We start from the raw sequence: 13224 nt of genomic DNA on the forward strand, positions 1-13224 counted from the left end.
CAACAAAAAGGCTGGCCGAAGCCAGCCTGTTTCACGCCTGCTCAGGGGTGATTAGCTTGCGCCACCACATTTGCCTTCGCCGCACTTGCCTTCTTTACCCTTGGCTTCGCCGCCACATTTGCCTTCGCCGCACTTGCCTTCTTTACCCTTGGCTTCGCCGCCGCATTTGCCTTCGCCGCACTTGCCTTCTTTACCCTTGGCTTCGCCGCCGCATTTGCCTTCGCCGCACTTACCTTCTTTACCCTTGGCTTCGCCGCCGCATTTGCCTTCACCACACTTACCTTCACCGGCTTTGTCGCCCATGGTGGTGGAAACCTGATAGCCAGTGGCCATCTCGCTCATGGCAAAGGGGTTGGCTTGTGCAGTGGCCAGTGTACCACCAACAACCAGGGCGCCCAGGGCAACGGCAACAGAGGTTTTCTTTGCAGTTTTCATCGTCAAGATCCTTAAATGTCAGTTAGCCATTTCTTCCCAGCGGCCTGCGTCGCTGGCTCAACCAAGAAGACCTGTGTACCCGTCCTCCACTTTCACAACATAACAACAATTTTTATTTGCGCCATTAATTGCACAAAAATTCATCGATGGGAGTGGCGCTTTATCATCGAGCTGGTACACTGCCGCCCCCACGAAAAGCCGAGAGACGATGCCACCATGCGACTGGTTCTTGCGCCGATGGAGGGGGTGATGGATCCCCTCATGCGGCAACTGCTCAGCGAGCTCAACCCCTACGACCTGTGCGTGACAGAATTTGTCCGGGTGGTTGATGTGCTGCTGCCCAACAAGGTGTTCTACCGGCTGTCGCCGGAGCTGCACAATGGCGGCAAGACCCTCAGTGGCACACCGGTTCGGGTTCAGTTGCTGGGTCAGGAACCCAAATGGTTGGCGGCCAATGCCGCCCGGGCCATCGAGCTGGGCTCCCCCGGAGTGGACATGAACTTCGGCTGCCCGGCCAAGACGGTGAACAGGTCCAAGGGCGGTGCGGTACTGCTACAGGAGCCGGAGCGGATCTACCAGATCCTGTCGGCGATGCGCCAGGCGGTGCCCCAGGACCAGGTGCTCAGTGCCAAGATCCGTCTGGGCTGGGACGACCCGGCCCACGTCACTGAGATCGCCGATGCGGTAGTACAAGCCGGGGCTGACGAGCTGGCGATCCACGCCCGCACCAAGACCGACGGCTACAAGGCAGAGGCGATCAAGTGGGACCACATCAAGCCGGTGGTGGAGAAGCTCGATATCCCGGTGATCGCCAATGGCGAGATCTTCAGTCACCAGGACGCCCTGGCCTGCCAGCAGGCCTCCGGCTGTACCGATCTGATGGTGGGCCGCGGCAGCCTGCGGATCCCCAACCTGGGTCATGTGGTTAAGCACGGCAAGGCGCCGCTAAGTTGGGCCGAAATGCAGCCGATCCTCTATCGCTACACCCAGATGGAGGTCAGGGGCGACAAGGAGATCTACCTGCCCAACCGCATCAAGCAATGGTTTGGCTACCTGCGTAAGGCCTACCCTGAGGCTACCGAGCAGTTTGAGCAGCTGCGTACCCTGCGCAAGAGTGCCGAGATCGTCGCCCTGTTTGAGCACGCCGCCGACCACGCTGCTTAAGCTCCGGTAACCACCCTGGCCTGAGATCAACAACGCCCCGCACTGCCTTGGTGACAGTGCGGGGCGTTGTGCATTTCACAGCGATCAGAAGTGGTACTTCACCAGCCAGGAGAAGGTGTCCTGATCCGCCCCATTGATGCCGTACTTGTCGCTCCAGTAGTCGTACTCGATGCCGACAAACAGCCGGTCCGGCTTGTTCAGCACAATGGCACCCAGGTCGTACTTGAGCTGGGGGTTAAAGTGGAAGTTCTCCTGGTAGCGACCGTCGTCCGAGGCAAACACCCAGTCAAAGAAGCCATCCAGCACCACCTGCGACTGGCCCAGGGCCCAGTCAATGCGATAGACGCCGGTGAGCTGCCAGCCATCGGAGAAGTTGAAGTCACCACCCAGGGCGTCACGCCGGTAGACGTTGGCCTGAAAGTAGCGAAAGCCCGGGATCTGCCAGTCGGAGCCGAGGCCGTACAGCAGGCTCTCACCGGCGTCCTTGCCCTGCTCCAGGGTCAGCGCCAGGGAGAGATCGGTGAGCGGACCCACTGCCACGTTGCGGCCGCTGATCTTGGAGAAGCTGAAGCGCGGTGAGATCTCACCGTAGTTGGTGTCACCACCGCCGCCGAACCAGATAAAGTCCTGAAACACAAACCAGTCGCCGTATTTCCAGCCACCAGCAAACTCTAAGGTCACGGTGCTTTGGCGTTGCGGGTCCACCTCGTAGTTTTCACCGTACAGCCCGGTGACACTGGCGTCCCACCACTGCACCCACTCCTCGGCCACCGCGGCCGGTGCCATCATCAGCGCCGCCAGCGCTATCCCTGTCTTGTGCATTACAACTCCGTTCTTCACTGCTTGGGGGCTTAAGCGGCGCCAATGCTATCGCCCCCGCATCCTTGCCACAAGCCCGTCACAACAGTGCAGTGGCGGCAACATCCAGGCCGAAGCGAGCATTCGCAGTCGATAGCACTGGCAGCAGCCGGAGCATCATTTCAATTCGCCAAAGCTAGCTTGAGCAAAGGCGCATTCCCCTGAATTCACTGCCTCTTGTTTCGCATCAAGGGAGTAGGAGAAACAGGGTAGCCATAGTTAGCATTAAAAAAAGCCCCCAGAGCCTTTGGCATCTGGGGGCGTTTTATCAGTACCGATTGAACGGCCTCAAGTTGCGGCTATCAAAGCCCCTGCTGCACGTTGAAGCTGCGGATGTAGAACACCTGGGGCTTGGTGCCCGCCTCCGGCTTCAGCGGCGCGCCCTTGTGGGCCTTAACCAGCTGCGAGACGGAGCTGTTAGGATCGTCCAGATCCCCCACCACCCGGGCACCGGACGGACAGGCATCAACGCAGGCGGGGTTGAGCCCCACCGCCTGGCGATGGTCACACAGGGTGCACTTCTCCACGGTGCGACGGGGACGGGTCACCAGGTAGGTGTCACCCCGCTCCGGGTTCTCGTGGGGCGAGGCTTTGGCCCCGGAGCGCTTAAGCATGGTGTAGGGCGAGGCGGTCCCGCCCTCCACAATGGCAGCATCGTCCTTCCACTCCCGGTGTGGCACCGTCCGGTTGGCCTGAATTGCGCCATAGGGGCAGGCCCGCACACATCGTTGGCACCCGATGCAATCCTCCACCTTGTGCAGGGTCAGGCCATTGTCGGCCTTATACAGCGCTTGCTTGGGGCAGACCTCGGCACAGGCCGGCTTTTCGCAGTGATTGCACAGGGTCGGCAGGTAGCGATAGGTCACCTTGGGGAAGGTCCCTTCGGTGCTGATTTTGTGGTGCGACCAATGGATCCCGGCCGCGGTGTTGTTCTCGGTCTTGCACGCCAGATCGCAGCCGCCACAGCCGATGCATTTTTGCAGGTCAATGACCATTCCAAGTTTCATCCCGGTGCTCCTTAGGCTTTTTCAACGCGAATGCGGGTGTGGGAGTAAAAGGCCGACGAGCCACTGAGACGATCGTACTGATCGGTGATGATCTCGTTGTTGTTGCCGCCGCGAGCCACCTTGCCAAACTCGGTCGAGGCATGGCGGCCAAAGGCCCAGTGGCCCTGTCCGAAGCACTTGGCCACGGTACCGGGGCGCACCCCTTCCCACAGCTTGGCGGTACAGGTGATGCTGCCCGCCGGGCTGCTGATGCGAATGCGATCGCCGTTGGCCAGGTTGAGTTTTTTGGCATCGACGGGGTTGAACTTGGCCACATCTTCGTTGGCCTCATCACCGGGGTCAACATCCTTGAGCTCGTAATACCAGGAGGAGTTTTGCGAACGCCCCTCCAGGTTGAGGCGGGATTTCTGGTCCACCAGCAGCAGCGGATACTTGGCCTTGTCGCCATCGCGCTTGGGCTCTTCGTAATGGGGCATAAAGGCCAGCTCACCACGGGCATCGTAGTCGCAAGCCTCCAGCACCTGGTCGACGCTGACGCCGTGCTTCTGGGCATGGCCCACCAACGCCTTTTTCAGCGTCTCGCTGTAGAACTCGAACTTGCCGGTCACCGTCTTGTACTTACCCCAGCGGGACTGGTACTCGTAGGGGTTGGAGTTCCAAACCCCTTTGCTGACGAAGTCCTGCCAGCCGTTGAGACGCTCGCCCTTGCCATGATTGGTCCCGTCCCACAGCGGCGCGGTAACGTACTTGACGGTGATCTCGGCAAACTGCTGCTCATCCTTGGCCGCCTTGCCGGTTTCCGGATCGCGGATCTGCTCGTTGATGTAGCGCCAGGGGGCATCAAAGCCTTTCTGCGCCAGGCGTTTGGCCAGCAGGTAGGGCAACTCGGACTCGTCCTGCTTGGTGTTCCAGCCGGGTTTCACCACCGGTTGCTGAATGGAGACCTGGCGATAGCCGTTGCCGATGGCGTTGGCGCCGCCCCACTTTTCAAACATATGGTGACTGGCTGGCAGCAGCAGATCGGCAAACCAGCTGAACTCGGCGATGTTGGTGGTGACATGGGCAACGAAGTCGGTCTGCGCCAACGCTTTCTCCCAACGGGCGGTGTCCGGGCCGGAGAAGGCGAAGTTGGAGAAGTACGCAATGATCAGCTCCAGCTGATACGGGTCTTGTGCCAGCATGGCGTTGGCCACGTTGTTGGTCACCACCCCACCACCGGACTTACCGCTTTTCAGCGCCGGGAAGGTCAATCGACCGCGCTGATCGATCTTCTCCTGCTTGAGGCCGGCTTTGGCCACGTCATCCAGGTAGCCGTCCAGACTGGGGAACTTGCTGTTCAGCGGGGCACTCTGCGCCGGGAACAAGCCGCCTTTGCTGTCGATGCCACCAAACAAACCGTTAAGGGCGTGGCAGGCCAGCGAGGTGTAGGTGCCCTGGATCTGCATGGTCGGGCCGCGGGAGGTCCATACCTGCACCGCCGGTGCCGACTTGCCCATGCCGCGGGCGATGGCACGGATCTCTTCCGGATCCAGCCCCGCATGCTGCTGCGCCCACTCCGGGGTGTAGTCTTTGAGCGCCTCGTTCCACCAGTGCACCAGGCCATGGCTGTGCTTGTCGGCAAAGTGCTTGGCATCCACAACCTGGCCGGCAACAAAGCGGTTTTGGCTATCCTTGAAGTCGCCGACAAAGGGTTTGTACCAAAGCCCCTCCACCAGCGCCACGTGGGCGATGGCCAGGGCCAGGGCTGGGTCCTTGCCCGGCTCGATGGGGATCCACTTATGCGCCTTGGCCGCCGAGGCAGTCAGGCGAGGATCCACCACCACCACGGTGGCGCGATCCAGCGCGTTGCCCCATTCACTGGCGTAGAAGGAGGTCTGTCGGTTGGAGGCGATGGGATCGGCGCCGAAGGCCAACACGTACTTGGCGTGGTTGAGATCGTACTGGTTGTAGCCCCAGTTGCCGTCCATGTAGTAGGGCCCCATCTTGTGGGCCTCGGCGCAGATGGCACTGTGGGAGATGTTATTGGGGGAGCCCACCAGTTTGGTGAACTTGTCGTAGAACAGATCGTTGGTGAAGGAGTAGCGGCCGCGGAACAGGGCGTATTTGTGGCTCTCATTGCGCTGACGCAGGGCGATAATCTTGTCCGCCAGCAGGTCCAGCGCCTGGTCCCAGCTGATGGGTTTGAACTGAGGATCCTGGTCCCGCCCCTTATTTGGGTTGGTGCGGATCATCGGCTCCACGACTCGATCGGTATCGTACAGTTGCTGCAGATTCAAATGCTGACGAGGACAACTGGCGATGCCATGGACCTTGGAATGCGGGTTGCCCCGCACCTTGATCGCTCTGCCATCCATCACGTACACCTGCTTAGCGCACCAGGAGGTGCAACCCTGGCAGGTGGTGGCAATCCATTCGCCGGTGCCGGTACGCAGATCGATTCTGGGCAGGTCCTCTGCCATCGCCTGGAAGGTCGGGGTAAAGAGCAGGCTGCCCTTGATGCCGGACAGTGCTGCCCCGGCCAGGGTGCCTTTGAGTATTCGTCGCCGCTGTATATCCACTTGTGCCTCTCATCGAGCTGGTCGTTGGCAGTGCACCTGCCTAAATCCGTTATCGCGCATATGCCTGCAATTGCATATATGAAATTATGCATATGCGGCAAAGGCGATAATCATCCGAGCCTAGGCACAAGGCAACCGCCGATGAAGGATCCGTGAAGCCGGTCACGAACCCCTGACACCTGGTCATCTACCCGTCATAACCCTGTCATATTTGTCAATACTCCAAATGCTTAGTGCTCAAACCCGGGACTCAACGGGCCTCGCCGGTCAACGCTTCGGCCGCCGCTTTCGGCCTATTAATGACACCATCAGGCACAAAAAAAGCGATGCCCGAAGGCATCGCTCTGGTTGCTTGGTGAGCCCTTTACTGGGCTTTGACGAACTCCAGCAGCAGTTCGTCGCCACGCCACCACTGCAGCTTGTTCTCGACCTCGACGGTGCGATTGGCCTCGGAGAAGTGTTTCATCATCAGCTGCTCCTGGTTCATCAGGTTGTCCGGGCAGGCCACCAGGGTCATACCGGCGTGGCTCAGCTGCAGTGCCTCCCCTGCCACTCTCGGGGTGGCAAAGAACTGGTTACAGCCGCTGTTGCCGCTGGCCCGGTCCTGGGCCAGGTTCAGCGTCAGGTAGGGGGCGCGACCATCCGCCAGCCCCTGGATGGCGTCGGCCCCGGTCAGCTGGGTCAGGTTCCACTGGCCATCCCAGCCCTGCCACTGCAGCACATCCGCCGGGCGCCAGGCCTCCAGCACCACGCTGTCACCGGCCAGCAGCTGCAATCGGCTGTACTCGATGCGGTAGTTGTTGGCCTGGGCCAGGGCATCACCGTAGGCCTGTTCCCACTGCATCAGGCTCTGGGGACAGCCCATCCGGGTGCTGGCCTGGGGGCCAAAGGCCTCGCCCTGCTTGGGCCAGTTACCGTTGAAGGAGTTACAGCCCAGATCAGCGCTGATGCGGCCATCGATGATGGTCAGGGTGGGAGCGGTTTGGCGTGGCTGCGGCATCACCGATTCACCACCGAGCTGGCCAATCTGCCATTGACCCTCGTAGGGCGACGGCCCCTCCGGCTCAGTGCTGATACAGGCGCTCAACAGGGGCAGAACCGCCGCGGCGGCAACAATACGTTTCATAGCAAGCTCTCGTCCTAATGGGAGTTTTTAGGCTCTGTTCACCTTAGGCTATACCTTAGCAGGCCCGACCGGAAGAAGCAGCTGATGGCCCCGGGATAACGTGATTAGCTCGTTGTTTTGATAGTAAAAAGCCCCGTCATAGGACGGGGCTTTTGGCTGCGCTGGTGCGATTAGAAGCGCAGTGTGGTGCCGACGTAGAAGAAGCGGCCCAGGGTGTCATAGGTGTAGGGATCGGTGTTGGAGTCGGTGTTGCCGGTGTAGTACGGCGGCTCCTCGTCCAGCAGGTTGTTGATCCCCGCCCGCAGGGTGATGGACTCACTCAGGTGATACTTACCGGAGAGGTCGTGGTATACCACGCTCGGGGTGGTCGGCGCGTAACACGCGGTCGGGTCCTGGATACAGGCGAAGCTGTCCATGCCGCTGATGTAGCGTGCCATGTAGGCCACACCCCAGTCGTCTGCGCCCACATCCACGGTGAAGTTGGACTTCCACTCGGCGTAGGAGCCGCTGCCCCCGGTGATGATCCCGGCGTAGTCGGTGGTGTCATCCAGTACCGTCACCTCGTACTCCAGCAGGTGGGTGGTATCCAGCCCCAGGCGCCAGTCCAGACCCAGCCCCTCGAAGGCGTAGGCCAGGTTCAGGTCCACCCCGGAGGTGGTCTCGGCACCGATGTTCTGCAGGCCGGAATCGAAGGTCACCCGGTTGGAGGGAGACAGGTAGATGTTGGAGGACTGACACACCGCGTTGCCGGTGTTGATCAGATCCCCGGAACCGTCCGGTGCCAGGCAGAGATCAACGATGTACTGGGAGTTCACCGCGGCGATGGCGTCGGTGATGTCGATGTCGTAGTAGTCCACGGTGGCGGAGAAGCCCGGTAACCACTGCGGCTCGTACACCAGGCCCAGGGTGAGGATGTCCGCCTCTTCCGGGGTCAGCATCTCGTTACCGCCGCGGGTAACCAGTGCCTGGTCCTGGGCACCGGGGTAGGTGATGAAGTCAAAGTCCGGCGACTTACCGGCGTAGAGTTCGTTCACCGTCGGCGCACGGAAGGCGGTGGAGGCCACACCACGGAGCATCAGCTCATCATAGACGCGCCAGGTCAGGCCGACCTTCCAGGTCATGTCGTCACCGAAGGTGGAGTAGTCGAAGTAGCGACCGGCCAGGCTCAGGTCTACCTGCTGGGCCAGGAAGGTATCCGCCAGCAGCGGCACCGCGAACTCGACATAGGCCTCGTTGACATCAAACTCGCCCCCGGTGGGCTCCACCGGCGGATCGTTGGCCAGGCCCTGACTGGTGAGGGAGTCGGGGATGTACCAGGCCTTCTCCTTGCGGTGCTCGATGCCGGCGGCAACGCCAACGTAACCAGCGGGCAGCTCGAACGCTTCACCGGAGATCGCGGCACTGATCACCTGCAGCTGAGAGCCGCCGCTGTTTTGTTCGGTGTAGACGTACTGGCTCATGTTGTCGGCGTGCCAGTAGGCCTGATCCAGCGGGTTGAACAGGATGTTGTCCGGGGTGGAGTCCTCGATGGCAGAGGCGATGGAGCCCATGTTGACCAGGTTGGCCAGGCGGTCGACCGAGTCGTTGCGGCCGAAGTTGTAGGCCACCTCCCAGGTCCAGCCGTTATCCAATACCCCCTCCAGGCCGACCACGGCGCGGAAGGTGTCCACCACCTGGGAGAAATCGCGGCTGCCGATGTCGGTCATGCGGCGGCCGTAGGAGATCGCTTCCCCGGTTTCAAAGGGGTTGTCCCCCACCGCCATCCAGTCCTGGTACTCAAAGTCGAACCAGACCGGCTGCGGTGCCATCTGCTGCTCGGACCAACGCTTGGAGTAGGTGGACTCGGCAAACAGGCTCATGCTGTCACTCAGCTCATAGTTGGCCAGGCCGGTGAGGTTGACCCGCTCCATCGGCGTGGTGAGGAAGCTGGCGCTGGAGTAGTTGTAGAAGTCGTCGTCGTTAAACGCAGTCCAACTGTTGTCCTGCTGGCCCTTGTACTTGCCGTCTTCGGTCCAGATGGTGCCACCCGGGGTGTAGGAGCTGCCGCCACAGAACAGGCCGTCATCGCCCTCGGTCAGCGGACACTCGGAGAAGCCCCGGTCGGCCTGGCTGGCGTCACCCCGGTTGAGGTACTGCAGCCCCACCACCACGTTACCGCGATCGGAGCTGGTGCCTACGGTCAGGTCAAAGCCGAGCTCCTCGGCATCCCCTTCGCCGGAGATCCCGCCCTGGGCGCTGAATTCGACCCCTTCGAACTCGTCCTTGAGGATGATGTTAACCACCCCGGAGACGGCATCGGTGCCGTACACGGCGGAGGCGCCATCCTTGAGTACCTCAACCCGCTTCACCATGGCCACCGGTATGGTGTTGAGATCCACGGTGGAGGCGGCACCGGTACCGGAGCCGACCGCACGACGGCCGTTGATCAGCACCAGGGTACGGTTGGCACCCAGGCCACGCAGATCGATTCGGGCGTTACCGCCGGAGCCGTTGTTAATCCCTGGGTTGGTCATGGCGCCGGAGGCGGCGGTGATGCGTTGCAGAACCTCATCGATGCTGGTGGCACCGACGTTCTGGATAGCAGAGGCGTCGATCACGGTGACCGGGCTGGCGGTCTCCATATCGGCACGGGCGATCCGTGAACCGGTGACTTCGATACGTTCAACATTGGTTTCCTGGGCGATGGCAGTGCCGGTGGTGGCACAACCCAGGGTGGTGGCGAGCAAGCCCAGACGGACCGCACGGGAAACAGAATTTTCCTTAGCCATTTCACTACTCCCTTATTGAGAACCCGGGCTGGAACCGGACTCAAACAGTGATGGTCTATTTATATTTATGGTGATCCGTTAACAACCGGTCACAACTGCATCCTGCTGATGTAAGTATTTTGTGTCAACAAAAGAAACCTGAACAACATATCGCTCAATTTAACAAGGTAAAAACAAGTCAGAGCGGTTTTTGAGCAATACTCAAACCCAGACAAACCAGCCACCAAAGGATTCAATCACTTAAATCAATCCACCCTGTTAACAATCCAATTACTTTTCATCTCAATTTTATTGAAACAAAAACCTCGATGGCGCAAAGATTCGCCAGTAAATGCCATTACCCAGACCTGCCAGGAGAAACTTTAAAGCAACATCTTTATACAAACCTTGCTTTTACTGCTGCCCTACCCTGGCTGTCATTTCATGCTGTAACTGTGTTAGCCAGTCTCCAATCCCAGGCTTTATCCTGGTTCGAGCTTATGGCTGTTGCCGAAGACAGGCACAAAAAAACCCCGCCTTGCGGCGGGGTTTAACTTGGCTTTCAAGGGAGACTTAGAAGCGTTGCTCCAGCTTCACGAACACGGTGCGGCCCAGTACGTCGTACAGATCGACGCTGGCGTCACGGTAGTCGACAAAGCCGTCGTACCAGGTCGGGGCTTCCTTATCGAACACGTTGTTCACACCCAGGGTAACCTTACCGTTCCAGGGGTGGCTGTAGGAAACCTGTACGTTGTGCTTGATGTAGCTCGGCACATCAGCCAGGTAACCCAGGTCACCGTCGGAGCCGTCCTGGGCATCGCTCCAGGCCAGGCCGTCCTGTGCACCGATGTAGTAGGCAGCCCATGCAGCGGTGAAGTCCTTGTAGAACCAGCTCAGGGTCGCATTGGCACGCCACTGCGGGTAATCCTGGGCACCGGCATAATCTACCCAACCGCTCTCAGAGTCACGGGTGAACACATACTCGTCGACGTAGGTCGCTTCAGCACGCAGGTTGAAGTCACCAAACCCGGTCTCGATGTTGTAGGCGGTCTGGAAGTCAAAACCACTGGTTTCCAGGCTGGCCATGTTCTGGTCGAAGGAGTAGATCTGGTCGATCTTGCCATTGGGCAGACGGATGATGGCGTCGGAGCCGCCGTTGTCTTTCTCTTCCTGCAACAGACGGGCCACGGTGGTCGCCGCAATCTTGTTATCCAGGGTGATGTCGTAGTAACCGAACTCCATGGACCAGTTGTCCATCACGTTCCAGACCAGACCGGCGGTGAAGGACTCGCCCTCTTCCGGCTGCAGATCCGGGTTACCACCGAACCAGGTCTTGTGCTGGTTCTGCGGACGACAGTAGGTCTCATCCACGCCCGGGTTGGCATCACACCACAGGGAGTCCAGTGCCTGCTCGAAGCTCAGCGCCTGGGTAGAGAACATCTCACCCATGTTCGGAGCACGGAAGGACTGGCCCCAGTTGGCACGCAGCAACAGCGGGTCTACCGGACGCCAGGCCACGCCGATCTGCGGGGAGACGTTGTCGAACTTGCCGCTCACGTAGCGGTCGCCCACGTCGCCTTCCTGATCGTACTCGTCGTAACGTACCGCAGCGTTGATGTCGAGGTTAAACGGCAGGGTGGCCTGCAGCTCGATGTAGGCAGAGGTGCGGTCACGGGTCGCGTCCACATCGTCACCGCCGGAACCACCGGATACACGGCCAGAAGCGGATTGCGGGTCACTGGCTTGAGTGAACTCCACCATCTCGTATTCAAAGCCCACCAGGCCCGCCAGGGTAAAGCCATCGGTCTCCACCAGGGTGGTGCTCACCAGGCCGTCGATCTGGGTGCTAACAAACTGCGCCTGGTACACACCGGTATGCGCCGCGGTACGGTACAGGTCCAGCATCATCTTGTCCCAATCGGCAAAGTCCATGCCGGTGGTGTTGAAGATGTCGTAGTTGCCGGTATCCAGCTCAGACTGGATCACGTCATCGTTGATCAGGTTGGTGTTGAAGGCGTTGGTGGTAGAGCGGCTGTGCTGGACATTCACTTCCCAGTCCAGGCCGTTGGCCACGTCGACAAAGCCCAACAGACCACCGAGGAAGTCGATGTTGTTGATCTCGGTCAGGGTGTCACGATCACCCAGGTTAGCGGAGCGCATGTACAGAGTCAGGTCTTCGCCGGCCGGGTTCATCGGGTTGTCCGCACCCAGTACCGGGTAGTTGGTGGAGACCGGGGTACCGGCATAGCGGGTCTCGGTTTCCGCCAAAGAGGCGCTGGCACGACCACGGAACTGCAGGTTATCTGCCAGCTCGTAGTTAAAGTTGGACAGGATAGAGTTCTGGGTCACGTCACCGAACAGCTTGGTCACTTCACCGTAGCTGTACAGACAGCGACCATCGTCGTTCAGGTAGGTGTTGTCCGCTTCACCACACAGGGCAGATTGGTCAATCCAGCCGCTCTCACCCACACCGTTGGGCACGGAGCTGAAGGAGGAGTAACCGAAGTAGGTCGGATCGTCCATCTTCCAGACGTCACGGTCGAATACTGCCTTGGTATCGTAGTATTCGTACGCCAGGGTGATGTTGCCCTTGTCGTTGGTGTAACCGGCGGTCACGGTAAAGCGGTTCAGATCACCACCGTCCACGTCCGGCTTCTCATAGTCATAGGTGAACCCCAGACCTTCGTAATCTTTCTTGGTGATGATGTTGATTACACCAGCAACGGCGTCAGAGCCGTATACCGCGGAAGCACCGTCACGCAGGATCTCGATACGCTCTACGATGGCCATGGGGATACGAGAGGTATCCGCAGAGGCACCGGAGCTGGAGCTGGTACCCGGCATACGACGGCCGTCCAGCAGCACCAGGGTGTATTGGGAACCCAGACCACGCAGGTTCACGCTGGAGGTGGCGGAGGCGCCAGAGCCATAACCGGAGGTACCACGCCAGGAGCCGAAACTGTTGACGGAGGTGTTGTTCAATACGTCGGCCACGGTGGCCTCACCGGACAGCTGGATATCTGCAGCGGTGATCACGGTTACCGGAGAGGCAGTCTCGATATCAACCTGTTTGATACGAGAGCCGGTAACCTCAATGCGTTCTACATTTTCTTCTTCTGCGATGGCGACACCGGCAAAAGCAACCGATCCCAAGGTGGTGGCAAGCAAGCCCTGACGGACCGCTTTGGATACAGAGGATTCCATAGCCATTATCACTACTCCCTTATTGTCCCTTTCGACGCGAGTCCGGCCGGGACAGTGATACTTATGTTTATTTTTTATTGCGAACCGTCATATTCAGTTCACAACAAGATACTCCCCTCCAACCA

At 59.7% G+C, this 13224-nt stretch carries 8 protein-coding genes; 1 reads left to right on the top strand and 7 read right to left on the bottom strand.

Translation table 11 applies throughout. The features are described 5' to 3' along the window. Positions 1-51 precede the first annotated feature (51 nt). Positions 52-435: an HvfA family oxazolone/thioamide-modified RiPP metallophore gene (locus tag BUC04_RS05305; RefSeq protein ID WP_073325632.1), complete on the bottom strand. Its 384-nt coding sequence runs from the start codon at positions 433-435 to the stop codon at positions 52-54. Positions 436-651: 216 nt separating this feature from the next. Here BUC04_RS05305 and dusC point away from each other — a divergent pair, with 216 nt between their 5' ends. Continuing rightward, positions 652-1599 carry a tRNA dihydrouridine(16) synthase DusC gene (gene dusC, locus BUC04_RS05310; protein ID WP_067658905.1) on the top strand — a complete coding sequence of 316 codons (948 nt, stop codon included), beginning with the start codon at positions 652-654 and terminating at the stop codon, positions 1597-1599. Positions 1600-1683: 84 nt separating this feature from the next. Here the strand turns inward: dusC and BUC04_RS05315 are convergent, their stop codons facing one another. The 6 genes from BUC04_RS05315 to BUC04_RS05340 form a co-directional block, all read right to left on the bottom strand. Beyond that, complete coding sequence (locus tag BUC04_RS05315) at positions 1684-2421, bottom strand: outer membrane protein OmpK (protein ID WP_067658908.1); 738 nt, start codon at positions 2419-2421, stop codon at positions 1684-1686. Positions 2422-2759: 338 nt separating this feature from the next. Continuing rightward, positions 2760-3464, bottom strand: coding sequence for an arsenate respiratory reductase iron-sulfur subunit ArrB (gene arrB / locus BUC04_RS05320; RefSeq protein ID WP_067658911.1), 705 nt, complete (start codon positions 3462-3464; stop codon positions 2760-2762). A gap of 11 nt (positions 3465-3475) precedes the next feature. Further along, positions 3476-6022, bottom strand: a complete 2547-nt coding sequence (gene arrA, locus BUC04_RS05325) for an arsenate respiratory reductase molybdopterin-containing subunit ArrA (RefSeq protein WP_067658914.1) — start codon at positions 6020-6022, stop codon at positions 3476-3478. Positions 6023-6386: 364 nt separating this feature from the next. Next, complete coding sequence (locus BUC04_RS05330) at positions 6387-7148, bottom strand: META domain-containing protein (RefSeq protein WP_067658917.1); 762 nt, start codon at positions 7146-7148, stop codon at positions 6387-6389. A gap of 170 nt (positions 7149-7318) precedes the next feature. Then, positions 7319-9916 (bottom strand): TonB-dependent receptor, encoded by a 2598-nt coding sequence (locus BUC04_RS05335; RefSeq protein WP_067658920.1) that lies wholly within the window; start codon positions 9914-9916, stop codon positions 7319-7321. 552 nt (positions 9917-10468) lie between these two features. After that, complete coding sequence (locus BUC04_RS05340) at positions 10469-13105, bottom strand: TonB-dependent receptor (RefSeq protein WP_067658923.1); 2637 nt, start codon at positions 13103-13105, stop codon at positions 10469-10471. Positions 13106-13224 lie beyond the last annotated feature (119 nt).

Origin of the sequence: Ferrimonas marina (assembly GCF_900129905.1) — a bacterium.
GTDB lineage: Bacteria > Pseudomonadota > Gammaproteobacteria > Enterobacterales > Shewanellaceae > Ferrimonas > Ferrimonas marina.